The sequence below is a fragment of the Nitrospinota bacterium genome (assembly GCA_035528715.1).
Taxonomy (GTDB): domain Bacteria; phylum JADFOP01; class JADFOP01; order DATKYB01; family DATKYB01; genus DATKYB01.
This window is the reverse complement of the sequence record DATKYB010000115.1, coordinates 1-23,963: the sequence shown is the minus strand read 5'-3', so window position 1 is coordinate 23,963 and position 23,963 is coordinate 1. Positions and strand designations below refer to the sequence as shown.

Below are 23,963 nucleotides of genomic sequence, written 5' to 3'. Positions count from 1 at the left end.
AATCGAACTTTTTCTTTAAAGATTCAATCATCAACTGAATTCTCTTAGAGCTCAGGAGTTCTGACGGGTTCTGAGGAACATCACCACTTGTTATGATGCTGAGATTTTCAACAGATGTTGATTGGATTATAGGTTCAATGTTGTTTTTACCCTGCAATATATCAGTTAAACCAGGTAAAAGTTTCAAATCGAAAAGCTCATGAATTCTCGGTTTTCGAATATCCGCATCGATTAATAAAACTTTTTTCCCGGTCTGGGCAAGGACTATGGCCAAATTTGATACTATTGCAGTCTTCCCTTCTTTAGGGGCTGTACTGGTAATAAGTATTGCTCTTTTTAAATCTTTATCTCTTATTATAGAAATATTAGTCCTCACACCTTTTATAGCCTCTGAAATTGTCGATTGAGGATCGGAAAGAACAAATAATTCCTTCTCCATATTATCAGCTGAGGTCTTTTTTGAAAACTGTTCAATACCACCTAAATAAGGAATCCTTAAATAATCTTCTATATCTTCAGGGGTTTGAATTGTAGAGTCAAGATATTCGAAAAAGAATGCCAAACCTGTGCCAATAGTCAATCCTACAATTATTGCTAATAAAATATTAAGTTTTTTATTTGGCTTTACCGGCTTGCTGGGAACTTCAGCACGGTCTACAATCCTTATATTTCCCGTCTTGAGCTCTCCTGTAAGGGTTGTCTCTTTAAAACGATTTAATAACGTATCATAAAACTGTTGATTAGTATTTACCTCCCTTTCAAGGATTCCATATTTTATGGCCTTCTGATTCAAGTCTAAAGCTTCTTTTTGTTGGGCATCAAGAGCATTCTTTAATGCCTGTTCCCTGGAGAGTAGAACTCGATACTCTGTCTCAATACTGCTGGCTACCTTTTTTATCTCTTCGGTTGCTCTCTTTTTCATTGTTTGCAACTGAGAATTTATTCTGATCAACTTGGGGTGTTTTTCTTTATATTTTTCTGATAATTCTGAAAACGCCCTCTGTAATCTCACATAATCTTCTTTTAGATTCTGAATCAATCGATTATCAACGATGACTGGGAGGGTTTCGACTTTCTCTAGATCGTTACCATATTTTTTTAATTGAAAATACATGGTTTCTTTTCCGATCCTTTCTGACTTGGCTTCTGTAAAGGCAGTACCTAATTGTGTAAGTCTTTGGGTAACCAAATTCTCTTTTCCTTTTATAGAAATGATATTATTTTCTTCTTTATATTTTTGGAAGGCACGTTGAGATTCGTCAAGTTTATTTTCCTGTTCTTGAAGCCGTTCACTAAGCCACTCTTTTGCTTCTTCAGATGCATAAAATTTTACCTCTAAGTTCTTTTGTATATAGGCTTCAGCTAAAGTATTGGTAATTTTAGTTATTAAGAGGGGATTGTGCCCTTCATAACTGATATCTACCAGCCGACTGTTCCTTATAGGACTTACAATAAGTTTGGAAAGAAAAAGATCAATTAATCTTGTTTCCTCTTTTGATTCTGTCAGTTCTGCTTTTTCTGAATATTCTTTCTCTTCACGTTTCAATTTACTTACAGAAGTATTTAAAGCAGAAGACAGATATCTGATAATACTAAAATCATCTTTTTTTGGTGGTAAAAAATCCTTGTTGTTTTTCAGATCTAATTTCTTTAAGACTTTGTTTGCTAATGAACGACTTTCGATTATCTTGTATTGAGTTTGGTAATAGTCTTGTTCTTTCCTATCCAAGTTCAAGGCCAAGACCTCTTCAATGGATATTACTTTTGGTTCTTCCTTCTCTATAAGAACTTTTGCAGTAGCTTGATAGACGGGTTTCATTTTAAAAGAGTGGATTGTTACAGTAATAACCACAATAAGAAAGAAAGTTATTATTATCCATTGCCTCTTTTTTATTACTCTGAGGTAATTCCTTAGATGGATTTCTTTCTCAAAATGTGTAGGAGTCATTTTTTACCTTTTTATCAATAATTATTTGCATATGTCTTTTTTAAAAAAAGCGTTCTGGTACAACTACTATATCTTCGGGCTTTAGAATTATATTTTTGCTCGAATCTCCCTTTTTAACATCAGCCATCTTCACCGTGATTTTTGTTAACTTCCCATCTACAACCCTAATCACCCTTGTGCGGTTCTCAGATGCCAATCTTGTGAATCCACCCGCTAGGGCGATTGCTTCAACAATCGTTATATCTTTTTCCATAACAACAGCCCCTGGGTTTCTTACCTGACCGAAAACAAATACTGTATCAAACCTAGGTATGATAATTGTATCTTTATTTTTAACCTCAATATTTAACGATGTATTTTTACCTTTAAGTAGTTTATTTAAATTTATGGTTATGGTTGTCATTTCACTATTAGCTCCTTTTGGATTTGGCCTAATTAAGACAACATTTGTAAATTTCTCCTCCATATCAAGCCCGCCTGCTTTAGATATGGCCTCAAGAATGGTCGTTTTAGCGATCAGGCTATATGTGCCGGGTTTTTCTACACAACCCAAGACAGATACCTTCCTGCTTTCAAAGTACTTAACCATTACCGAAACTTGGGGATTGACAAGGTAACCGTCTTCCAATAATTTTGCTAACTTCTTTTCAATCTGGGAAGCGGTTAGGCCACCGACCTTAACCTGACCTAAAAGGGGAAAGGTAATATAACCATCTTCACTAATCCTCACTCTTTTTGAAAGGTCACTTTCTTCAAAGACCATAATATCCAGCAAGTCTTTTCCACCAACAGTATATTCTTCTTCTTGAGGGTATGCAGATGAAGAATTAAAGAGTAAAAAAATTAGTAATACGAGGATATTTATGAAGATAGGTTTGAGGAAGTGAGATGTCTTTGTTATATTTATCATTGTTACCTTTGATTAAAAGAGATTTAATCAAAAACATTTTATTTTTCGCTTTAATTATTTTATCATAAATTTAGAAAAATATTAAGCTGAATTAAATCTTAAAGCTTTAAAGAAAACTATCAGTTTTTTCAGTAAGTCATGGCTATGCCAAAAGAAACCCTGTTATCTTCATAGTCATTTAAATCAATTGTAGAGTCAAGGTCCTCTCTTTCGTATCTTACAAAAACTCTCAACCACTCCTTGAAATAATACCCTGCCTCTACAATCTCTTTTGTGTTTTCATCTTCTCTGTCAGTATTATAGTCATCTTTATAATAGGTAAAATCAATGGAACCATAAAGCTTATTTGTAAATCTGTGTGTGGCCCCTACGCTAACTTGATTATGTCTATAAAACTCATCAGTGCTCGATTCAGCATTTTCTGTGCTGCGTGAAAATGAGATTCTTCCTGTAAACTTTGGGGTTGCAAGCCAAGTCAGTTCAGCATCAAAGACGAAATTGTCATCATCACCTATAGTCTCAAAATCCCTCTTCTCGTATCCAACTCTTATATCTCCCCTCAGCTTTGCATCCGTGTTAAAACGAAGACCCGTATTAAATTCATAGGCCTTTGAATCGTCCTGTGGGTCTGTTTTCGCAAGCTGATCAAACATATTCGAGCTATGCACAAACTCAAAAAGGGCAGTTGTCTTTGGCCAGAATTTATAAAAGTAGGTTCCCCTCCCTGCTACTTCGCTCCTGTCAAGCCTGTCATTAGCGGGATCTTCGTAGTCTATTGTATAATAAGAAAAACCTAATTCTGCCCTGCTTTTCTCACCCAGCTTATAACCGAGAGTGGAGAGGGCTGTGTTGAGTTTCTTTCGCGTTCTTGGGTCTAAATCGCTCTGCTCTGCACTTGAAGATGGGTCTGTTGTATCTCTGTATATGTCCCTTACCATAAAATAAAGACCACCGGGAAAGTTAAGATTTCCCCCTGCGTATAAAGTTTGATTTTGATAATTTTCCTGGCTGTTATCAGAAAATACAGAAAGCTCTGCCAAATAATCAAGGTCAAGATAATGATCCCCCGTTATTGGAAGAAAAAACCGAATACCAGGCCTTGTCAGAGTAATTAAATCATGTTGCTCATTTGTTGATTCTAAGAATATATTATCATCATAGACCTGTTCAACTTCTAAGCTGGGATGTATTTCAAGGGAGCCAATCTTGATTCGGGGCTCTACTCCAGCTCGCTCTCTTTGCTGAGCCAAAGCAGATGAGCTCATAAAAAATATGAGGGATATTATTACAAAACAAAAGAAGATAAAACTTAATATCCCTTTTCTCTTATTAGCTTTCATTAATCCCTTTATTATTCGTTAAGAAATTTAAATGATATAGTTCTTATAATACATCATCTTTTTTGCCATTACTCTCACCACCAGAAGGGCTTGCTGGTACGTCTTTAGTCTTCAATCTCTCTGGCGGCTCACCTGTATCAATTAGAGGCAGCCCTGGAGGAGGCTCACCTGGAGGCAATGCACAGGTCGTTGTTGTTGTTTCTCCCGCAGTTAAATCCTGTCTCTGGCCTTGAGGATCTATTACCGTAACCGTACCACATGTAACATTAATGGTAGTAGTCTTTATCGCTGCATCATAAATGATACCTACACAATCTCCTGCATCAACTTGAACTTCCGTACCACACGTAGCTAGTATGGTGTGGCTTCCAGATATAACAGTAAAAGTTATTTCACTTGTCTCAGGGTTAACAGCAATATCTATCGCGCCATCCACAAACGTTATTCGTGTAACACCGTCTATATCACTTACATCTAATATCGATCCTGCAGGTGCCGTGACTGTTGTGTGTCTTGTTGCAGGATCAAAACTAAAGGAAAGGGTCGTCGATCTTACACCTGCTACCACAGTGGGTGACTCAAACTCCGTTTTTTTCTCTTTGCTCGGCTTAATTTCAGCCCATAACTTACCAAAAAATACCTTTATCGTCCTGCCTTTGTATATGTCAAGCCATATCCCTAAAGACTTTCTCTTTTTTAAACTCTCATCTATCGCAATACTCGTCTTCTCAGCTATCTTAACAATACTTCCATCCAAAAACTCTATCTCTGCTGTCCCCTTCTCTGTTTTTACCTCATCACCGTTATATAATATGTGAGGAGCCTTCTTTAACTTAGCCCACTTTTCCTTAGGCTCAGATACTTTGCTCTTAACAAAGACATCGCCCTCAAAGATTGTTATATTGGCTAATTTTTCTGGCTGTTGAGCATAAGAAGATGGAATAAAGAAAAAAGTGAGGAAAAAAAGTATGGTGATAAGGAAAGTAGAGACGTGAAGATAATTTTTCACTTTCATTGTAACTCCTTAAGATATTATAAAGATATTCTAAATTAAGAAATTGATTTTCAAATAAAAAAAATATACTGTCAAGAAAAAAATAATATTTTTTTTATTTTTTTATTATATTATTATATTATTATATTTAATATGTAACAATGTTATAAATTAATAGAATAACAAGGTATAGAACAATCAATATTGAAATTGGGATTATTCTTCTATTTTTCAATTACTTTGTGACGCCACTTTTTATTCTTGTAATAGGAATAGTAGGGTTGATAATAACCCGCAGGGTAATCCCTTAGCTCCCAGATATTTCTGTTTTTGGTTGGATCTAAAATAAATATCTTATCTTCCTGATACCAAACGACCCAAGCATGTAGATAAGGACTGGACTCTCGATATTTGCCTATGACCAATCTTACATCTATAAAACCCTCTTTTATCAACTTTGAATAGAGCCATATTGCCTTGTCTTCACAATCCCCTCGTCCCTTCTTTTCTGTCTCTTCAGGCAGTTGCCAATAATCAGCCCTATCTTTCTTAATATCTTCTATAATACTTACAAAAGGAAACCAGAAATCTGTTTTATCCCTTATCATGTCTCTGTTGGAAGATGACTTTACTGATTTTTGAGAGACCTTATCTCTTTCATATCTAAAATTGGCAGCCTTCTCCAGGTATTCCTGTACCTTTTTGTATTTAATATCATAAGGGGTATTGTTTGTAACATCTCCTTTATAATCATAGTTATTAGTAGTAACACACCCTGTGAAAATCAACGGAAAAAGAATCAAGAAATTTAGAAAACAAAAGTATCTCTTCTCTTTTATATATTTAAGTTTTAAATTCTTTAAGAATCTTGGCATACCTATTTCCTTTGTTTTCGCTTTTTAAGCCCTTAGAAATGAGATTAATGTGCCAAAAACCATAATAAAGATTTCGAGCATAATGATTTTTAAAACCATATAAATCAGCTATTTATAAGCATAAATTTCTTTTGAAAAGCCGTTTACTTCTTATCGGTAATCTCGCTTGAGAACTTTAATAGGAATCAAAGGATTAGAAGAAAAAAGAGTGGTTAATAAGAAAAGGGTTATATGCAGAAAGGGGTGGTAAGGCGGGTTAGTATATTAAAATCTTATTTTAGAATCTTTAACCAAATTTAGCGCTTTTTTCTTTAGTTCCAGTGCAAAGGAATCATCCGACTTCAATTTCACTTCAATCCTCTCAAGGATATCATAATAAAGATTCCATCCCTCTTTTTCTTTTTGGTATTGTTTGATAAGGGGGTTGGGTTCTTTATCCAAATGGTTTATTACCCTATCCAGAATTCGTGTCCCAGTCTTTAATAGGTCTAGTCCCACGTTGAATCTTTTAATATCACTGAAGAATGAGGCAGCCTTAAGAGCAAGTCTTAGATAGATGACTGTAAAGGGTAATGAAGAAACAAAACAGCCGGTGAAGGGATCAATATTATCTTTAGTCTTTTCTAATGGCCAGGGCAGAGCTCTGGCATAATAGGAAAACCAGAGCATGCGTGTATAATCACCTATGATTTTCCCAATCTCTGCAGTTTTTATGGCCTGTCCAGCAAATGCTTCTTTGTCGTGACGCATAATCAAGCCATCTTTATGAACATATCTAAGGAGACTATTATTTTCATTTTTAAACAGCACAGACATAATATAGGCCTGGTCTTCAGCACGGCCAATAAAAGTTGGTGTAAAAGGGCGATGCTGCCTTAAGCTTTCAACAAGGATCCCGTTAGTGCCTCCCGTAACATGAATACGCTGAAGGCATCTTTTTTTGCCATCAAGTTTTTTGTCAGTATATCGAGTCATCATCTCTGCTTGAGTAGAGAGTGCCTGCGGAAGGTGGCTTAGAAAAATCCATTCATCTGCTTTGATGTTATCAGAGGGAAAGGTAACATCAGGGGTAAAGAGCGATTTTTTGATATCTTTTTCATTAACGAGTGCTCCGGCAATCATACCGAGTTTTACCTTGTTTCCCCAGTGGTCAATTCCTTCAGCCCCCCAAAGCGGTGTTTGAAAATGCTCGAAGGCTGATAAACCTACGGCTTTGACCAGCTCTTTTTGGGGAAATGCCTGGTCAAGGTCAATCTTAAACGTTCCCTTTATTTCAGGATCAATCAATACGTTCCAGAAAACTGATATAGTTTTAAGAAAGCTATAGTGCCTGCCATATTCGCCATCTACGCCAATAATCTCTTGGAGAACAGAAGTATCACGATTGGTGAAATATTTTTCTGCAGCCGGAATCAGAATCTCATTATTTAATCTTCTCGTGTCTTCCTCAGTGAATACGTAGATATTGATTCGTTGGATGTTCGTAGAGCCTTTAAGCTCTTCTTCAAGATATTCTTTGCTTATTCTATGGAGCCCTCTATGGGTTACGGATACTGAAAGAACACAGTTTATCACTGCGTTTTTAGATATTGAGCCACGATCTGATTCATAGTTTACAGCTCTCTCCAGTTCTCTAAGGCCATAGATTGCTTCACTGTTTTCTCTATCTGTACCGATTTGAATGGGGTGATCATAAAAGTATTGCTGATCTTCTTTTATGGTATCTTTAAGCTGCTCTCTTATAGATTCTTTTATGGGCAAAGAATCGATATTCTTAGATTTTGGAGGTATGGTAAGGAGTATATTAGAGGTAAAAAGTATTTCCTTTGCAGGATTTCTTATCGGATCAGAATTGAGTTTTGAAAGATTAATTGTCCTCTTATCCCTGAGTGCATCAATCATTTGAGAAGTTTTATTAAGTATTGACGTGCCTTCTGGGAAGAAAAAGGAATGGAATTTCTCAAGATTATCACTTCGGTGGGAAGAGGGTGCTCGATTTATAATCCATGAATAGAGTTCATTGAGCTCTTTTTCATGTAAACTACCATCTGAGCATAAATTTACGATTTCTCTTTGAATGAGTGATAAACCTTTTAAAAAAAAAGACGCTATTTCTCCAGGGAAGGATGCTTTTTTATCCTTGAAAGATATTTTTCAGCTTCATGATATTTCGGATGGGCATCTCCTGATAAACAAATAAGAAAAGCAGCATTGATATTTCTTGCAACAGATTTATCACTATCTTCTTCGGGCTTATAAAGGTCATCGATATTAATTCCGGTAAGAGATTCTTGATTATCTTTTTTAGCAACTAAGCTTCCAATGATTGCTTGAAATTTATGATACATCTCAGAATTCATTAAAGTTTTAGACTTGCAGAAGTATCGATGAAGTTTTAAGCATCTAAAAGCTATTTCGAGTTTTCTAAATATTTTCAATCAAAAGGATAATTAACTTTTCCATAATCCATGCAGGTTACAGTATTCTCGGGCAGTAATATTCTCTGCCTTGATATCAAAATTTGCCTGGGGTGCTTCACCTGGTTTCAAAAAAGCGCGATAAACCTTACCATCGGCAATGACCTCAATCCACTCGATATAATGCTTCTCCTCCATAGGGTGGGGAACGCTGCCAACTTTTACTGTAAAACCCTGAGAGGTCTTCTCAACTACTGGAACATGCTTTTCCAAAGCAGCATCTACAGTATTTTCTTTGAAAAGCTTCATTGGTTGATTGCAGCAAACTAACTCTCCAGCACCTTCATGCAAGACCTCAACAATGTTTCCACATACCTCACACTTATAAACTTCCAATCTTTCCGCCATTTTAAAACCTCCTTTTATAAAATTTTAGATAAATACTAGATTTTTTAATTTCTTTTCCCTATTTCAGTTTTTTTACAGCACTCATAACCTCACTATAATCCGGCTCATTTGTGACTTCTTTAACTAACTGGATATAACGAATAATTCTTTCTTTATCCAGAATAAAGATTGCTCTGGCCAAGAGCCTAACTTCTTTAATTAAAACACCATATGACATCCCGAAGGAAGCATCACGATAATCTGATAATGTTTTGACCTTTTTCGTTGCAGCTGCACCACACCAGTGCTCCTGTGCAAAGGGAAGGTCCATACTGATAGTAAGGATTTCAACATCAAAATCAAGCTTACCAACCTCATCATCTAATTTCCGTGTTTCTATGTCGCATACAGGAGTATCAAGTGATGGAACTGAAGAAATAATAACCACTTTACCACTGAAAGACGAAATTTTAACCGGAGAAAGGTCATTGTCAATCACTTCAACATCAGGAGCTTCCATGTCAACCTTAACTTCATCACCAATTAAAGTAATTGGTTTTCCTCCCATTGTCACAATTCCTTTACGTTCAGTCATTCTCATCTCCTTTTGATATGTTTCAATATATAAATTTAAATATTAACCACCAATCTATCAATATGCAACCTAAATTTTCCTTTTTAGCGGAAATGTAAATCAGATAAATATTTTGAAAAGGCTTATTGAGTTTGTCATCAATAAAGATAAGAAATATATTTATTGTAATAATATATAAACTTTTAAAAAGGTTACTATGAATATCGAGAAATTAAGTTTTAATCATAAAGATCTTCTTTATGAAAGATTAAAGAACGTTGATACCCCTATATCTGAATATACATTTGCTAACATCTATCTATTTAGAAATCCTCATAATTATGAAGTGATTTTTGATAAAGAGCTCTTTATAAAAGGCAGAACTTATGATGGATTTATCTATTTAATGCCTACTACTGACATTAGAAAAATTGATTATGACTATTTGAAAAATCTTATGAAAGATGTTGATTTCTTATTCCCTGTGCCAGAAGAGTGGTTAGGAATTTTTAATACTGATGAATTTGAGTTCTCATACAAAGAAGAAGATATGGACTATATTTATACTGTTGAAAAAATATCGACATTCAAAGGGAGAAAACTCCATAAAAAAAGAAATCTTCTCAAGCAGTTTATGAGATTATATGAAAATGAGGCCTATCCTTTGACCGAGGAGAGAATGAAAGATGCAGTAAATATTCTCAATCAATGGAAAGAAGATATAGGTGTTCCGGATCAAGAAACAGACTATGATCCCTGTTTAGAAGCATTGAAACTTTATGATAACCTGATTTTATGTGGAGGCATATACTATGTGGACAAAGAACCGGGAGGTTTTATCATAGGAGAAGAGCTGAATGAAGAAACGTTTGTGCTCCATTTTGCAAAAGGGAAAAGGAAATTTAAGGGCCTTTACCAATACATGTACAATACGTTCGCAAAAATTCTCCCCAAAAAGTACAAGTATTTAAATTTTGAACAGGATTTGGGACATCTGGCATTGAAGATCGCTAAATTCTCTTATGTCCCCGATTTTATGCTGAAAAAGTATAGAATTAGACTAAAATAAATTAAATAAAGATCAGCTGGCTATCACAAACCTACTAAATAGAAATACCATTTAAAAAACTCTTCACCCAGGAGAATATAAGAAATTCCTCCAAAAGCTAAAAAAGGACCAAAAGGGATGATGTCCTTTATGCCCTTCCTTTTTTTGAGAAGAAGGATTATTCCGATTATTGAGCCTGCTATAGAACCTATTAATATAGTCATGAGGCTTCCCTGCCAGCCTAGGAATGAACCGATCATAGCCATGAGCTTAATATCTCCTCCCCCCATGCCTCCTCTCTTTATAAAGGCTATGAGAAAGAAGATGCCCCCTCCAATAAAAAGACCGAGAAGCGAATTTACAAATGAAATAGTAAAAAAACTTAATAATAAACCGACAACGATTCCAGGAAGAGTAATCTTATCAGGGATAATCCTGTTTTCAAGGTCAATGAATGCAATAATAACCAAGGCAGTACAAAGAAGAATAAAGACAAAAAATCCTAAAGATAAACCAAATTTCATGTATAGGGCTATATAAATTAATCCTGTGAGAAGCTCAACCAAAGGATATCGAAAAGGTATTCTTGTATGACAAGAGGGACAACTTCTCCCAAGGTAGATATAGCTCAAAATTGGTATGTTGTGATAGAACTTTATCGGGCTCATGCAGGAAGGGCAAAAGGACGAAGGAGTTATAACAGATTGTTTTAGAGGAATCCTGTATATACAGACATTGGAAAAACTACCGATGATTGTTCCGAATACAAAAAGAAAGAAATAAATGAAAGAATGGGGCATCGTGATATTATCCTTTACAACCCTAACACCTCATTAATAGCTCTCTTGCTGGTCTCTATGGAAAATCCTCTCCGTAGTAAGAAGGCAAATAATCTCCTTTGTATAATCCTATCCCCAAGCCCCTTATAAGAACGAATCTTCTTTTTTGCCAGTTCTCTGGCTATTTCAGATTCGTCTATATTTTCATATGTCTCATCTACTGCGTCGTGAATTATGTCTGATGCTATACCTTTTTCTCTCAGTTCTCTTATTAAACGATTCTTTCCTATAGGTTTGTTTTGAAGTCGATATTTTGCCCAGTCAAAGGCGAACTTAGCATCATCTATATAGCCATATTTCTCTAAGGTGTTTATAACCTTCTCTACGGTATCTTTTGTAAATCCTTTTAATTTTAATCTTCTAATAACTTCTCTTTCACTTCTGGGCCTATAAGAGAGAAATCGGTAAGCCACATTCTTTGCCCTGTTCAGTTCATTGTCATCGATAGCCATAAATTTCAACCAATCTTTTTCCTTTTTCTACTCATCCTTCTTTTCTTTTGTTTCTTTAGAAATCCCAAGAATCTTTTTAATGTCGTTTTCCAGTTTAGCTATTATATCAGGATTTTCTTTTAAGAATTTTTTAGCATTCTCCCTACCCTGACCCAGCCTTTCATCCTTATAAGAGTACCATGTCCCACTTTTCGATATGATATTATTATCAACAGCTAAATCAATAATGTCTCCTTCTCTTGATATCCCCTCCCCATACATAATATCAAACTCTGCATGTTTGAAGGGAGGAGCCATTTTGTTTTTAACTACCCTTACTCTTGTCCTGTTTCCCACCACATTTTCTCCCTCTTTGATAGGAGAAATCCTTCTTATATCCAATCTCAAAGAAGAGTAAAACTTAAGGGCCATTCCACCTGTCGTTGTTTCCGGATTGCCAAACATAACCCCTATCTTTTGTCGAATTTGATTTATAAATACGACGCTGGTATTGGATTTATTAATAACAGCCGCAAGTTTTCTCAAGGCCTGAGACATGAGCCTTGCCTGTAAACCCATATGAGCATCTCCCATCTCTCCATCGATCTCTGCCTTGGGAACAAGTGCTGCTACAGAGTCGATTACGGCTAGATCAATACCAGCACTCCTCACCAAGACCTCTGTTATCTCCAGGGCCTGTTCCCCAGTATCTGGCTGAGAAATCAAAAGGTCATCAAGTTTCACTCCTAATTTGTTCGCATAAACAGTATCGAGGGCATGTTCTGCATCTATAAATGCTGCAATACCCCCTAATTTTTGCGCTTCAGCTATCATGTGAAGGGCTAATGTGGTCTTTCCTGAAGCTTCTGGACCAAATATCTCAGTCACTCTTCCCCGGGGTATGCCCCCCAAACCTAAGGCGCAATCTAAAGAAATAGAACCTGTAGGAATTACCAAAACATCTTTAAGAACCTTTTTATCCCCTAACCGCATAATTGAACCTTTTCCAAATTGTCTCTCGATCTGGAGAAGGGCTAGGCTTATTGCTTTTTCTGTTTTTTCTTTATCATTACTCATAATGTTCCCCCCATTAATAATTTGTTTATAATCTTATCTTATAACTCATAAATTTTATGCGAGGCTAACGGTTTCTAAAACAGAATAAATAGGCCCAGCAACCCTGAGCTCGCTCTTCATTAAATTTATTTTATTAACAGATATGCTCCCATCGATATTCATGCCCTTCTTGGCATGAATCATATTTGCCAATCTGCTTTTACCCTTTAATGATTTGAGCCTGCCTATGGTCAAATGAGGAGAAAATTTCCTTTCCTCTGGTGTGAATCCCAGTATATTAAGATTCTCCTCAATGTTTTTTTGAAGGATTAATAATCTTTCTGTTTTATCTTCCAAGCCCATCCATATTACCCTTGGATATCTTATATTAGGAAAAACACCAATGTCTGTTAAAGTCATAAAGAAGGGGGTAATCCCTTTAACAGATTTAATCATGCTCTTCTTTATTTCATCTATCTGTTCTTCTTTTATGTTGCCCAAAAACTTTAGGGAAAGATGAATGAGTTCGGGTTTTACCCATTTTACATCTGCACCAGATTCTTTAAAATCAGATTGAACTCTCGCAATTATATTTTTGATACTTTGGGGAATATCAATAGCAATAAATGATCTGATCATAGACTTATATCTTTTTTAAATAATCTCTTAAGATATATAATGCCTTCCTTGCTGACTGAGACCGTATGCTCTTTCTATCCCCTGAAAAATGAAAAGATTGCCACTCTGTCACGTCTGGTGTAGCTAAAGCAATATATACAAGACCTGCTGGCTTCATTTTACTGCCGCCTCCAGGACCAGCAATACCTGTTATCGCTAACCCTAAGTCAGTTTCCCCATTCTTTCTGATTTCTTCAGCCATTGATTTAGCTACCTCAGGGCTCACAGAACCAAACTTTTCTATAATCTCCTTGGGTATATATAAAAACTTTTCTTTCAATTGATCGCTATAGGCTACGATACCTCCTTTGAAATATTTCGAGCTTCCAGGAACGTTGGTTATCAAATAACCCAGAAGACCACCTGTACATGATTCAGCTATCGATATACTTAAGCCTTTTTTCTTTAACAGCTCTCCAACGGTATCTTCTATTTTCATTATGTCAGAAGCCTGAATAATTGCAATAAAATATTAGTCAACACTCCAGCAATGATATCATCTGCCATCACACCTAAACCACCCGATAAACGTTCAAACCTTGAGAATGGTTTCGCTATATCCACCAATCTAAAAAGAATAAATCCAGCTATGACAAAGGATAGTGTTCTGGGCACAAGAAACATTGCTATGAGAAAGCCTTCTATTTCATCGATAACAATGAACTTATGGTCTTTTTGATTGAAGATAATCTCTGCTTTACCTGAAACCCAGACACCAATAAAAAAAATAGCTGTCAAAAGAATTATATAATAAAGAAGACTGTATTGAGAAATAAAAAAATAGATGATAACTCCAACTGCACTACCAGATGTTCCAGGGGCATAAGGGAAAAAACCGCTGTAAAATCCTGTGGACAATAATATCAATAACCCTGACTTTTTCCCTTTATTAAAGGCATTTACAAAATGATTTGTCAAAAAAATCCCTTTTCATTTAAAAGACATACAAAGAATAAAACATCCTCTATTTTTTTCTATAGTTTTTTATAATGCCCAAGATTGGTAAAGTTAAGATTGTCTTTATATATTCTGTCTAAAATCTATATTTTTCTCTGGAATGGAAGTATATTTAGAAGGTTTCTTACTATCCTTTTTTAGCTCTGCTACAATCTCTTTTGCTCTTTGTCTTGCCCATTTATCCGCTCGTAAAACATCATCTAACTTATTGACTTTAAGTGTATGATGATTGTTCATCGTTGCTCGAATGACTCTTGGTATATCTAAAAAAGATATCTCTCTTTTTAAAAAAGACTGGACAGCTATTTCATTAGAAGCATTTAATGCTGTTGGCATTGTGCCGCCTTTTCTGATGGCTTCATAGGCATAACTAAGGCACAAAAACTTATCTGGGTCTGGTTTAAGAAAGGTTAGCTCTCCTATCTTTGCCAAATTCAGAGAGGGAAGCTTATTTTCTAATCTTTTAGGATAGTTCAGTGCATAAGAAATAGGTATCTTCATATCAGGGGGGCTTAATTGGGCAATAATAGAACCATCAACAAACTCTACCATAGAATGAATGATACTCTGAGGATGAATCAAAATCTCAATCTGTTCTATCTTTACATTAAAAAGCCATTTAGCCTCTATAACCTCCAAACCCTTATTCATCATGGTTGCTGAATCAATGCTTACTTTTTTCCCCATCTCCCACTTAGGATGTCTCAAGGCCTCTTCTACTGATACATATTTTAGGTCAGAAAGAGAAAGATGGACAAAAGGTCCTCCTGAAGCAGTCAAAATTAATCTTCTAATAAGATTTTCTCTATCACCAACAAGGGACTGGAATATGGCATTATGTTCACTATCAATAGGGATTAAATTCCCGCCTTTTTCTAGCTTTTCCATGATAATTTCGCCTGCCATAACGAGAACTTCTTTATTTGCTAAAGCAATATCCTTTTTACTCTCTATGGCCTTTAAAGTAGGAATTAATCCTGCTGAACCCACCATAGCAGAAACAACCATATCACATTCTTTTAGAGTAGCAACTTCAACTGTTCCCTCTTCACCACAAAGAATTTCTATATCTAAACCCTTTAATCTTTTTTCTAAATCAGATACTTTTCCCTCATCGAATATAGAGACAACTCTTGGTTTAAATTCTCTAATCTGCTGTTCTAAAAGATCCACATTACTCTTAGCTGTAAGACCGGTTACTTGAAACTTATCTTGATTTTGTTTGATTACAGAGAGGGTATTTGTCCCAATAGAACCGGTAGAACCCAGAATAACAATCCTTTTTTTCAAAAGATTTACCCCTTTTTAATAAGAATGAATAAACTTACCATAAAAAGATGAAATAATAATACAACAAAGGCGCAGAAAATAAAATACTATCAACTCTATCTAGGATACCTCCATGGCCAGGAATAATCTTGCCTGAATCCTTAATGGCTGAACTCCTCTTTAATAAAGACTCGCAAAGGTCTCCCAGTTGTCCAAACACTCCCAACAAAATACCTAAGACGAGACAATCCAGCAATCTTAAGTTAGAAAAGAACCAGAGCTTAGCAATAAAGGCACCACCTATACTCCCAATAAGTCCTCCGAGTGAACCCTCAATCGTTTTATTACCACTAATTTTAGGATACAATTTTTTATTGCCTATAGACATTCCCGTATAATAGGCTACTGTATCACCCATCCATGTTATTAGAAATAATAAAAAGATATATTTATATCCCTCTTGAAGATCTCGAAGGAGGAGAAGATAACTCATTAACAGACCTACATAGAAAACACCAAAAAGGGTATGAGAAATCCCTTCTATAGCTTTGGTTAAATCCTCTTTTTGAAATAGTCTGTAAATTAATATCAGAAGAATAGTAAAGGTGAGAAATAAAATAGTAAAATGGTTTTTTTCTATATAAATCGTTAAGACGAGCAACCAACCCAGAGGTACGCCTAAAAATTTATAGCATTCTCTCCCGCTGTTTTCAATCATTGAATAAAATTCAATAAGTCCAATCAAAACCGCTATGCTTAAAAATATAAAGAAGGCTCTGGGGCTTCCATAATACACAATGACAAAGAAAAAAGGCAGGAAAACAACCGCACTTAAGATCCTTTTCAATATCCTATTTTTCCCTTTTAAAGTTTAACTGATCCTCAGTAAATCCAAATCTTCTTTCCCTCTTTTGGTATTCAATAATCGCTTTTAAAAGGTCATCCCCTCTGAAATCAGGCCATAAGATTTTTGTAAAATACAATTCAGTATATGCCGATTGCCATAAAAGAAAATTACTTAAACGAATCTCTCCGCTGGTTCTGATTAAAAGATCTAGTTCAGGAAGCCCATTTGTATATAAATAACTTTCAAATATTTTATCATTTATCTTACTATGATTAATGGTTCCATCTCTAACTTCAGTTATAATTTTTTGTACAGCAGTTACTATTTCATCTCTAGCACCATAACTTAATGCTAAAGTCAAAATCAATCCATTATTTTTCTTTGTTATTTGTACTGCATTGTCAATAAACTCTTGAACAGTCGTTGGTAAATCGGTAATCTTTCCAATCACATTAAAGCGAATTTTTTCTTTTATCATTCTTGGTAGCTCTTTGACAATATATTCTTTCAGGAGATCCATCAAGGAATCTATCTCTGATTGAGGTCTCTTCCAATTCTCTAAAGAAAAGGAATATAAGGTTAAGGCATTAATACCTAATTCTCTGCAAGATATAACTGTATCCTCTACTGCCTTCACCCCGGCCTTGTGACCTTCGATTCTCGGCAGAGATCTTTTTCTGGCCCATCTACCATTACCGTCCATTATGATTGCTATATGTTTAGGAAGTTTATCCCTGTTTATCTGTACCAGAAGTTTTTGATCTAACATTTGAAGAGCTCCTTGTTAAAATCTTTTAGCTCTAAAATTTCTTTCCAGCTGTTCAGCATGTGGATTTTGGGGGAAATTTTTAGAAGAGGTCAATTAATAGGCGCAAAAAATCTCTCTTTGGAAATAAATCAAAACTCTAAAATTTCGATCTCTTTTTTCTTTGTAATCTCATCTGTCTTTTCTATATGACTATCAGTATCCTCTTGAATCTTACGCTGAGATTTGTAAAATTCGTCTTCTGAAATCTCTCCGTCTTTCTCCAAGGACTTCAAAGATTCATTTCCCTCACGACGGATATTACGTATGGCTATTTTGCATTCTTCCGAATACTTTTTAACCACCTTTACAAGCTCTTTGCGCCTTTCTTCGGTAAGAGGGGGTATTGATATTCGTATTATCTTTCCATCATTAATCGGGGTTAATCCTAAATCTGATTTTAAGATAGCCTTTTCAATTGCGCCTATAATAGAATTATCCCAAGGTTGGATCGTTATCGAACGACTTTCTGGTACAGACAATGTTGCCACTTGGTTCAGGGGAGTAGGATTTCCATAATAATCGACTGTAACACCATCCAACAACGAAAGTGAAGCTCTTCCTGTCCTAATGGTATTCAGATCCTTTCGAAACACCTCAAGAGAACTTTCCATCTTTTCTTCTATCTCTTTATAAACTTTTTCAACCATTTTTTTCCCCTCCCACAAGGGTTCCGACCTTCTTTCCTAATAATATCCTTTTTATATTCCCTTTTTTGCTTAAGTTAAAAATAACAATAGGGATATTATTATCCATGCAGAGAGAAACAGCTGTTGTATCTATAACCTTCAATCCCTTTTTTATAATATCTAAATAACTAAGGCTAGTAAACTTAGTAGCATTCTTTTCTATCATTGGATCAGAACTATAAACACCATCAACTTTTGTAGCTTTTAAAATGACTTCTGCCCCCATTTCATTAGCTCTTAAAGAAGCAGCAGTATCTGTTGTAAAATATGGATTTCCAGTTCCTCCTGCAAAAATAACAACTCTTCCTTTCTCAAGATGTCTAAGAGCCCTCCTTCTGATATAAGGCTCTGCTAGTTCCTTCATCTCAATTGCTGTTTGAATCCTGGTTTGGATTCCCTCTTTCTCTAAAGCATCCTGAAGGGCTAAAGCATTAATAATCGTTGCTACCATCCCCATATTATCAGCTGAAACTCTATCCATACCATAAGAGATCCCGGTTATTCCCCTAAAAATATTGCCTCCTCCTATTACGATTGCTGTCTCTGCTCCCATCTCTTGAATTTCTTTTATCTCAAGAGCAATATTCTTAATCATTTCTGGTTCAATACCAAACTCTTTATCACCAAGTAATGCTTCTCCACTTAGTTTCAAAAGTATCCTTTTATACTTAAGGCTGGTCATAAAATCTTTTCTTTATCTTAGGTTTTTATAGTATTATGAATCCTCTCCCAGCTGATACCTTGTAAATCTTTTAATAACGATATTCTCACCTAAATTACTGATTTTATTAACGATAAGATCATTGACAGTTATATCAGGATCCTTGACATAAGGTTGTTCTAACAGACAAACTTCAGAATAAAATTTTTCTAACCTCCCCTCAACAATTTTATCAATAACCTTATCCGGTTTTCCTGAGTCTCTTGCCTGAGTTGCATATATATCGCTCTCTTTTTTTATAACCTCTTCAGGAATATCTTCTCTTTTTAGATAAAAAGGTTCTGATGCAGCTATTTGCATAGCAATATCCTTTACTAGCTGCTGAAATTCAGGAGTTTTTGCTACAAAATCTGTCTCACAGTTTATTTCGACCAATACTCCTATCTTGCCTCCTCCGTGAATATATGAAGCGATAATTCCATCTGAGGCAGCACGGCCCTGTTTTTTAACAGCAGTGGATAATCCCTTCTTCCTTAAAAAATCAATAGCCTTTTCAAGACTTCCATTTGACTCCTTCAGTGCTTTTTTACACTCCATAATACCTGCCCCTGTACTACTTCTCAATTCCTTTACCATCTCTGCCGTTATAACCATTTAAATTTCCTCCTCAACCAAAATTACTCTCTTAATTTTCATCTAATACTACTTCTTTCTCATCCTTTTTCTTTTCTTCTTTAACCTCTTTTTCTTTAATATCTTCGTCTTTTCCTTCTGATTCTTGAACTTCTTTTACTTCTAAATCTTTTCTTCCCTCTAAAACAGCATCAGCAACCTTCTCGCTTATTAATTTGATAGCTCTTATAGCGTCATCATTACATGGGATAACATAATCAACTTCATCAGGGTCACAATTTGTGTCTACAATAGCTACAGTAGGAATACCTAGTTTTCTCGCCTCACTAACGGCTATTCTTTCCTTTTTAGTATCTACAACAAAAAGAGCGCCGGGAAGCCTATCCATATCTTTTATCCCCAATAAAAACTTCTCCAACTTCATCCTTTCCTTTTCCAATCTTCCCATTTCTTTTTTTGTGATAGAGGAAAAAAAACGATTCTCCTTCATGGATTCTAATTCTCTCAATCTGAGAATCCTTTTTTTAATTGTTTCAAAATTTGTCAGCAAACCCCCTAACCATCGCTGTTTTATATAAAACATGTTGCATCTCTTAGCTTCTTCAATCATTGAATGTTGAGCTTGTTTTTTAGTGCCAACAAAAAGTATCTCCTTTCCCTCTGATGCTACATCTCTAAAGAAATCATAAGCTATCTGAAACATCTGCAATGTCTTCTCTAGGTCAATAATATAGATTCCATTTCTCGCTCCATAAATATACTTTTTCATCTTTGGATTCCATCTTTTTGTCTGATGACCAAAGTGACACCCAGCTTCTAATAAATCCTTCATCGAAACTACAGCCATTTCTACCTCCTTTAAATGAGTTAAAACCTCTGTCTTCGTCTTTTCTCTAAAGAACTCATTTCTGAGCACTCCTTTAGAGATCAGAAGACATGTGTCTTTAAGATTTTGTAATGCCTTGAATTATCTCAATTTTAAAAAATTATCATATATATTTTTCTTTTGCAAGAAAAACATAGAAAATTTAGCTTATATATTCAGCATTTATCTTTATATATTCATGAGATAGATCAGTAGTCCAGACACTTTCTTCTTTATCTCCCTTTCCTAGATTTAACAAAATCTTAATCTCCTTCTTCTTCATAACTTCTTTTAAATCAGTGTCTTCTTTATATGAGACAATACCTCTTTCAACTACTTTATAACCGTTTAAATAGAGACTTATTGAACCAAAATCCAAATCTACACCTGCATTGCCTGCTGCAGATAATATTCTGCCCCAATTTGCCTGTTCTCCAAAAAAAGCGGTTTTAACCAAGTTTGAATTGGCAATAAAAGAGGCCACCCTTTTTGCATCACGTTTACTCCTTGCCCCTTGTACCTTGACCTCAATAAATTTTGTTGCACCTTCTCCATCTCTAACAATCTTTTTGGCAAGATGAAGAGTTATGAAATCAAGGGCTTCTTGAAATAATTTAAAACCTCTCCCAGCTCTATCAATTAGCTTGTTTCCAGCACACCCATTTGCCATACAAATAACCGTATCATTTGTACTGGTATCTCCATCCACTGATATCATATTAAAAGATTTGTCTACTGACCTTTTTAATGCTTTTTTCAACAATTCATCTTTAATCGAAACATCGGTTGTTATGAAAGAGAGCATCGTTGCCATCTTGGGAAAGATCATTCCTGAACCTTTCGCTATTCCACCGATTCGAATTGCTTTGTTATCATAATTATATTCTATTGCTCTCTCTTTTATCATAGTATCCGTTGTCAGTATTGCCTCTGCTGCTTTTTTCCCACCACTGTTGCTTAAGCTTTTAACGAGCAGAGGTATATTCTTTTTTATTTTATCTATAGGAAGGGGGGCTCCGATTTTTCCTGTTGAAGCAATCAAGATGTTCTTTGGGGAAGTTTTTAATTCCTTGGCTATTAATTTCACGATTTCCTTTGAATCTTTATATCCTCCTCTCCCTGTACATGCATTGGCATTTCCGCTATTTACAATAATCCCTTTACACCTTCCGGATTTAATATGTTCCATACTCACAATAACAGGTGCTGCTTTTAATCTATTTGTTGTAAATACTCCTGAAGCTACAGCTATGGGTTCTGATACGATCAATGCCAAATCACTTTTAGACTTTTTGATCCCACAATGAATACCAGTGGCCTTAATACCCTTTACTGATGTTATTCCTCCTGATATCTCCTTCAACTTAATCTCCCAAAAATTAAGGGAATATTGCAGGATTTTCCAATCCTATATTTTCTTTTAAGTTATACATTATATTCATGTTTTGGACTGCCTGACCGGAAGCCCCTTTTACTAAATTATCTATGGCGGAAAATATAATAAAGCGATTATTTCTGTTATCAACCTCAAGACCAATATCACAAAAGTTTGATCCAATGACATGGTGAGTATCAGGCAGCTTTCCCTTTTCTAATATCCTTACAAAAAATTCATTTTGATAATATTTTTTATATATATCTATTAACTCATTAGTATCTATCAACTGATTGGCTCTTACATAAATCGTGCTTAACATACCTCTGCTCATAGGTACAATATGGGGAACAAAAGATATTTTCACAGAGGAATCTGCCAAAAGGCTTAATTCTTGTTCAATCTCTGGAATATGTCTATGACCAGTTGGTTTATACCCTCTAACACCATTATAAGCCTCTGGAAAGTGAAAACTTAAATCCAACTTTCTTCCAGCACCGGATATCCCTGACTTAGAATCAATTATTATTGAGTCTAAATCTATTAATCCGCTCTTCATAATTGGTGCTAAAGCAAGAATGATACTGGTTGAATAACAGCCTGGATTGGCTACCAATCTTGCATTTTTAATTTTTTCTCTATTTAACTCAGATAAACCATAGACCGAATTTTTTAATAACTCAGGGCTTTTATGAACCTCAAAATACCATCTTTTATAAATATCTTTATCTTTAATACGATAATCCGCACTAAGATCAATAACCCTCTTCTCGTTCTTTAATAATAAGGGTACAAAAGACATAGCTACTTTATGGGGGAGTGCTAAAAAAAAGAGATCACAATCTTTTGACATTTCCTCCGGAGATAATTTCTTAAACTCAATATTAATCAAATCTTTTAAAGAGGGAAATATCTCAGAAATATTTGTTCCAGAAAACCTTTCTGAGGTAATAACAGAGATTTTTACCTTAGGATGCGCTATTAGAATTCTTAAAAGTTCAGATCCGGTATATCCGCTTCCCCCAACAATACCTACATGTATCATTTTTATCTTCTCAAAAAAATTAATGAGGCAAAAAAAAAGAAGGTCAGAGACCTTCTTTTTGACAATTTTATATTATCTTTTTGAAAATTGAAACCTTGCCCTAGCACCTCTCTGACCATATTTCTTTCGTTCTTTAACCCGAGAATCCCTTGTTATCAGACCATTCTTTTTCAATCTCTTGCGAAGTTCTGGATTAAATTCCAAAAGAGCCTTGGTAATACCATGCCTTATGGCATCAGCCTGACCAGATAATCCTCCTCCCTTGACAGTAATAAAAGCATCAAAATGTCCCAGAGAATCAGTAAATTCAAACGGTTGTTTAATAAGCATCTTAGAGGTTTCTCTTTTAAAATATTCATCCAATGTTTTTTTATTGACCAAGATATTACCTTCACCCTTTTTTAACCAAACCCTAGCAATTGATGTCTTTCTCTTTCCAGTTCCATAATATCTCTCAAACTCCATAAAACCTCCCTAAATCTCTAACAGCTCTGGTTGCTGTGCAGCATGAGGATGATCTGAAGCTGCATATATCTTCAAATTTTTTAACATTGATCTCCCAAGCCTGTTTTTAGGCAACATTCTTTTAACAGCTAGTTTCAACATGAATTCCGGTTTCTCTTTTAACATTTTTTGGGCTGTTACGGACTTTAAGCCTCCTGGATAACCCGTGTGATGGAAATATTCCTTTTTTTTCAATTTTTCCCCTGTTAAAGAGAATTTATCAGCATTAATAACGATAACAAAGTCCCCTGAATCCACATGGGGAGTATAAATGGATTTGTGTTTTCCCATTAGAATGGTTGCTATCTTACTAGCAAGCCTGCCAAGAATCTTACCCTTAGCATCTACTAAATACCATTTCTTCTGGATATCCTCTTTTTTTGCCAAGTAAGTCTTCATTTAAAAGCCTCATAAAATAAACATTTTTATTTACTATAATAATAAGTAATTGTCAAGCTAAAATTAAAGATATAAAGATTGCAATCTTTTTAAATAATAATGTTTTTCTTTTCTGGGAAATACAGAAAATTTAACTAAACAAATCTCGTATTGCTTGGTACTTGAAAGGCATCTTTATATAACTTTATCTTCTTTTCTCCATTTTCTTCAGACGTATTAATGGCTATAACATCAAATCTGTACTGATCAAATTTCTCTTCTTTACCCTTTATATAATGAAGAGCTCCTTTGATTATCTTTCCCTGCTTTTTTTTGTTAACACTGAGTTCAGGAGGAATAAAAAGATTAGAATTTTTGGTCTTTACCTCAATAAATGCTAAAGTATCTTTATCTAATGCAATAATATCAATCTCTCCA

At 35.1% G+C, this 23,963-nt stretch carries 28 protein-coding genes; 1 reads left to right on the top strand and 27 read right to left on the bottom strand.

The genetic code is table 11. The features are described from left to right. The 9 genes from VMW81_08390 to tpx all read right to left on the bottom strand — a co-directional run. Positions 1 to 1,948, bottom strand: a 1,948-nt coding sequence (locus VMW81_08390) for a polysaccharide biosynthesis tyrosine autokinase (GenBank protein HUU50963.1), incomplete at its 3' end; no start/stop codon positions are given. Positions 1,949 to 1,988: 40 nt separating this feature from the next. After that, on the bottom strand, positions 1,989 to 2,858 hold the full coding sequence (locus VMW81_08385) for a polysaccharide biosynthesis/export family protein (GenBank protein ID HUU50962.1): 870 nt from the start codon (positions 2,856 to 2,858) through the stop codon (positions 1,989 to 1,991). 128 nt (positions 2,859 to 2,986) lie between these two features. Then, a complete protein-coding gene (locus VMW81_08380; protein ID HUU50961.1) occupies positions 2,987 to 4,198 on the bottom strand; it encodes an outer membrane beta-barrel protein in 1,212 nt (403 codons plus the stop codon). 43 nt (positions 4,199 to 4,241) lie between these two features. Continuing rightward, positions 4,242 to 5,213: a FecR domain-containing protein gene (locus tag VMW81_08375; protein HUU50960.1), complete on the bottom strand. Its 972-nt coding sequence runs from the start codon at positions 5,211 to 5,213 to the stop codon at positions 4,242 to 4,244. A 203-nt stretch (positions 5,214 to 5,416) separates the two neighbouring features. Further along, positions 5,417 to 6,067, bottom strand: coding sequence for a transglutaminase-like domain-containing protein (locus VMW81_08370; protein ID HUU50959.1), 651 nt, complete (start codon positions 6,065 to 6,067; stop codon positions 5,417 to 5,419). 264 nt (positions 6,068 to 6,331) lie between these two features. Then, positions 6,332 to 7,969, bottom strand: a complete 1,638-nt coding sequence (locus VMW81_08365) for a hypothetical protein (protein ID HUU50958.1) — start codon at positions 7,967 to 7,969, stop codon at positions 6,332 to 6,334. Between the two features lie 206 nt (positions 7,970 to 8,175). Continuing rightward, the gene (locus tag VMW81_08360) at positions 8,176 to 8,415 is read right to left on the bottom strand and encodes a hypothetical protein (protein HUU50957.1); all 240 of its coding nucleotides are present in this window, start codon (positions 8,413 to 8,415) and stop codon (positions 8,176 to 8,178) included. Positions 8,416 to 8,517: 102 nt separating this feature from the next. Further along, a complete protein-coding gene (locus VMW81_08355; GenBank protein HUU50956.1) occupies positions 8,518 to 8,892 on the bottom strand; it encodes a desulfoferrodoxin in 375 nt (124 codons plus the stop codon). 58 nt (positions 8,893 to 8,950) lie between these two features. After that, on the bottom strand, positions 8,951 to 9,466 hold the full coding sequence (tpx, locus tag VMW81_08350) for a thiol peroxidase (protein HUU50955.1): 516 nt from the start codon (positions 9,464 to 9,466) through the stop codon (positions 8,951 to 8,953). A 196-nt stretch (positions 9,467 to 9,662) separates the two neighbouring features. Here tpx and VMW81_08345 point away from each other — a divergent pair, with 196 nt between their 5' ends. Then, positions 9,663 to 10,514 (top strand): phosphatidylglycerol lysyltransferase domain-containing protein, encoded by an 852-nt coding sequence (locus VMW81_08345; GenBank protein ID HUU50954.1) that lies wholly within the window; start codon positions 9,663 to 9,665, stop codon positions 10,512 to 10,514. Between the two features lie 23 nt (positions 10,515 to 10,537). On the opposite strand, the gene VMW81_08340 is transcribed toward VMW81_08345, so the two are convergent. The 18 genes from VMW81_08340 to VMW81_08255 all read right to left on the bottom strand — a co-directional run. After that, the gene (locus VMW81_08340) at positions 10,538 to 11,293 is read right to left on the bottom strand and encodes a prepilin peptidase (GenBank protein ID HUU50953.1); all 756 of its coding nucleotides are present in this window, start codon (positions 11,291 to 11,293) and stop codon (positions 10,538 to 10,540) included. Between the two features lie 14 nt (positions 11,294 to 11,307). Beyond that, entirely contained in the window at positions 11,308 to 11,784 is a 477-nt protein-coding gene (locus tag VMW81_08335; protein ID HUU50952.1) for a regulatory protein RecX, read from the bottom strand. Between the two features lie 27 nt (positions 11,785 to 11,811). Then, positions 11,812 to 12,840: a recombinase RecA gene (gene recA, locus VMW81_08330; protein HUU50951.1), complete on the bottom strand. Its 1,029-nt coding sequence runs from the start codon at positions 12,838 to 12,840 to the stop codon at positions 11,812 to 11,814. A 54-nt stretch (positions 12,841 to 12,894) separates the two neighbouring features. After that, the gene (gene thpR / locus VMW81_08325) at positions 12,895 to 13,458 is read right to left on the bottom strand and encodes an RNA 2',3'-cyclic phosphodiesterase (GenBank protein HUU50950.1); all 564 of its coding nucleotides are present in this window, start codon (positions 13,456 to 13,458) and stop codon (positions 12,895 to 12,897) included. A gap of 4 nt (positions 13,459 to 13,462) precedes the next feature. Further along, positions 13,463 to 13,936 carry a CinA family protein gene (locus VMW81_08320; GenBank protein ID HUU50949.1) on the bottom strand — a complete coding sequence of 158 codons (474 nt, stop codon included), beginning with the start codon at positions 13,934 to 13,936 and terminating at the stop codon, positions 13,463 to 13,465. Beyond that, positions 13,936 to 14,415: a phosphatidylglycerophosphatase A gene (locus VMW81_08315; protein ID HUU50948.1), complete on the bottom strand. Its 480-nt coding sequence runs from the start codon at positions 14,413 to 14,415 to the stop codon at positions 13,936 to 13,938. Before VMW81_08315 ends, VMW81_08320 begins: the two co-directional genes overlap by 1 nt. A 102-nt stretch (positions 14,416 to 14,517) precedes the next feature. Further along, positions 14,518 to 15,744: a 1-deoxy-D-xylulose-5-phosphate reductoisomerase gene (locus tag VMW81_08310; protein HUU50947.1), complete on the bottom strand. Its 1,227-nt coding sequence runs from the start codon at positions 15,742 to 15,744 to the stop codon at positions 14,518 to 14,520. A gap of 34 nt (positions 15,745 to 15,778) precedes the next feature. After that, on the bottom strand, positions 15,779 to 16,570 hold the full coding sequence (locus tag VMW81_08305) for a phosphatidate cytidylyltransferase (GenBank protein HUU50946.1): 792 nt from the start codon (positions 16,568 to 16,570) through the stop codon (positions 15,779 to 15,781). A 4-nt stretch (positions 16,571 to 16,574) separates the two neighbouring features. Further along, positions 16,575 to 17,339 (bottom strand): isoprenyl transferase, encoded by a 765-nt coding sequence (locus VMW81_08300; protein HUU50945.1) that lies wholly within the window; start codon positions 17,337 to 17,339, stop codon positions 16,575 to 16,577. Between the two features lie 128 nt (positions 17,340 to 17,467). Next, positions 17,468 to 18,025: a ribosome recycling factor gene (gene frr / locus VMW81_08295; GenBank protein HUU50944.1), complete on the bottom strand. Its 558-nt coding sequence runs from the start codon at positions 18,023 to 18,025 to the stop codon at positions 17,468 to 17,470. After that, complete coding sequence (pyrH, locus tag VMW81_08290; protein HUU50943.1) at positions 18,018 to 18,746, bottom strand: UMP kinase; 729 nt, start codon at positions 18,744 to 18,746, stop codon at positions 18,018 to 18,020. Before pyrH ends, frr begins: the two co-directional genes overlap by 8 nt. A gap of 33 nt (positions 18,747 to 18,779) precedes the next feature. Beyond that, complete coding sequence (gene tsf / locus VMW81_08285) at positions 18,780 to 19,379, bottom strand: translation elongation factor Ts (protein HUU50942.1); 600 nt, start codon at positions 19,377 to 19,379, stop codon at positions 18,780 to 18,782. 31 nt (positions 19,380 to 19,410) lie between these two features. Continuing rightward, a complete protein-coding gene (gene rpsB / locus VMW81_08280; GenBank protein ID HUU50941.1) occupies positions 19,411 to 20,205 on the bottom strand; it encodes a 30S ribosomal protein S2 in 795 nt (264 codons plus the stop codon). 181 nt (positions 20,206 to 20,386) lie between these two features. Then, positions 20,387 to 21,586 carry a bifunctional glutamate N-acetyltransferase/amino-acid acetyltransferase ArgJ gene (gene argJ, locus VMW81_08275; protein ID HUU50940.1) on the bottom strand — a complete coding sequence of 400 codons (1,200 nt, stop codon included), beginning with the start codon at positions 21,584 to 21,586 and terminating at the stop codon, positions 20,387 to 20,389. A 16-nt stretch (positions 21,587 to 21,602) separates the two neighbouring features. Beyond that, entirely contained in the window at positions 21,603 to 22,643 is a 1,041-nt protein-coding gene (gene argC, locus VMW81_08270; GenBank protein HUU50939.1) for an N-acetyl-gamma-glutamyl-phosphate reductase, read from the bottom strand. Between the two features lie 72 nt (positions 22,644 to 22,715). Next, the gene (gene rpsI / locus VMW81_08265; protein HUU50938.1) at positions 22,716 to 23,108 is read right to left on the bottom strand and encodes a 30S ribosomal protein S9; all 393 of its coding nucleotides are present in this window, start codon (positions 23,106 to 23,108) and stop codon (positions 22,716 to 22,718) included. A 9-nt stretch (positions 23,109 to 23,117) separates the two neighbouring features. Then, entirely contained in the window at positions 23,118 to 23,546 is a 429-nt protein-coding gene (gene rplM / locus VMW81_08260) for a 50S ribosomal protein L13 (GenBank protein ID HUU50937.1), read from the bottom strand. A 134-nt stretch (positions 23,547 to 23,680) separates the two neighbouring features. Continuing rightward, positions 23,681 to 23,963 (bottom strand): YraN family protein (locus tag VMW81_08255; GenBank protein HUU50936.1); only part of this gene is annotated, 283 nt, incomplete at its 5' end.

What these genes read in the sequence shown, in the direction of transcription:
- VMW81_08385 (HUU50962.1), bottom strand. Translation starts at nt 2,858, where the DNA reads ATGATAAATATAACAAAGACATCTCACTTCCTCAAACCTATCTTCATA.
- VMW81_08380 (HUU50961.1), bottom strand. Translation starts at nt 4,198, where the DNA reads ATGAAAGCTAATAAGAGAAAAGGGATATTAAGTTTTATCTTCTTTTGT.
- VMW81_08375 (HUU50960.1), bottom strand. Translation starts at nt 5,213, where the DNA reads ATGAAAGTGAAAAATTATCTTCACGTCTCTACTTTCCTTATCACCATA.
- VMW81_08370 (HUU50959.1), bottom strand. Translation starts at nt 6,067, where the DNA reads ATGCCAAGATTCTTAAAGAATTTAAAACTTAAATATATAAAAGAGAAG.
- VMW81_08365 (HUU50958.1), bottom strand. Translation starts at nt 7,969, where the DNA reads ATGATTGATGCACTCAGGGATAAGAGGACAATTAATCTTTCAAAACTC.
- VMW81_08360 (HUU50957.1), bottom strand. Translation starts at nt 8,415, where the DNA reads ATGTATCATAAATTTCAAGCAATCATTGGAAGCTTAGTTGCTAAAAAA.
- VMW81_08355 (HUU50956.1), bottom strand. Translation starts at nt 8,892, where the DNA reads ATGGCGGAAAGATTGGAAGTTTATAAGTGTGAGGTATGTGGAAACATT.
- tpx (HUU50955.1), bottom strand. Translation starts at nt 9,466, where the DNA reads ATGACTGAACGTAAAGGAATTGTGACAATGGGAGGAAAACCAATTACT.
- VMW81_08345 (HUU50954.1), top strand. Translation starts at nt 9,663, where the DNA reads ATGAATATCGAGAAATTAAGTTTTAATCATAAAGATCTTCTTTATGAA.
- VMW81_08340 (HUU50953.1), bottom strand. Translation starts at nt 11,293, where the DNA reads ATGCCCCATTCTTTCATTTATTTCTTTCTTTTTGTATTCGGAACAATC.
- VMW81_08335 (HUU50952.1), bottom strand. Translation starts at nt 11,784, where the DNA reads ATGGCTATCGATGACAATGAACTGAACAGGGCAAAGAATGTGGCTTAC.
- recA (HUU50951.1), bottom strand. Translation starts at nt 12,840, where the DNA reads ATGAGTAATGATAAAGAAAAAACAGAAAAAGCAATAAGCCTAGCCCTT.
- thpR (HUU50950.1), bottom strand. Translation starts at nt 13,458, where the DNA reads ATGATCAGATCATTTATTGCTATTGATATTCCCCAAAGTATCAAAAAT.
- VMW81_08320 (HUU50949.1), bottom strand. Translation starts at nt 13,936, where the DNA reads ATGAAAATAGAAGATACCGTTGGAGAGCTGTTAAAGAAAAAAGGCTTA.
- VMW81_08300 (HUU50945.1), bottom strand. Translation starts at nt 17,339, where the DNA reads ATGTTAGATCAAAAACTTCTGGTACAGATAAACAGGGATAAACTTCCT.
- frr (HUU50944.1), bottom strand. Translation starts at nt 18,025, where the DNA reads ATGGTTGAAAAAGTTTATAAAGAGATAGAAGAAAAGATGGAAAGTTCT.
- pyrH (HUU50943.1), bottom strand. Translation starts at nt 18,746, where the DNA reads ATGACCAGCCTTAAGTATAAAAGGATACTTTTGAAACTAAGTGGAGAA.
- tsf (HUU50942.1), bottom strand. Translation starts at nt 19,379, where the DNA reads ATGGTTATAACGGCAGAGATGGTAAAGGAATTGAGAAGTAGTACAGGG.
- rpsB (HUU50941.1), bottom strand. Translation starts at nt 20,205, where the DNA reads ATGGCTGTAGTTTCGATGAAGGATTTATTAGAAGCTGGGTGTCACTTT.
- argC (HUU50939.1), bottom strand. Translation starts at nt 22,643, where the DNA reads ATGATACATGTAGGTATTGTTGGGGGAAGCGGATATACCGGATCTGAA.
- rpsI (HUU50938.1), bottom strand. Translation starts at nt 23,108, where the DNA reads ATGGAGTTTGAGAGATATTATGGAACTGGAAAGAGAAAGACATCAATT.
- rplM (HUU50937.1), bottom strand. Translation starts at nt 23,546, where the DNA reads ATGAAGACTTACTTGGCAAAAAAAGAGGATATCCAGAAGAAATGGTAT.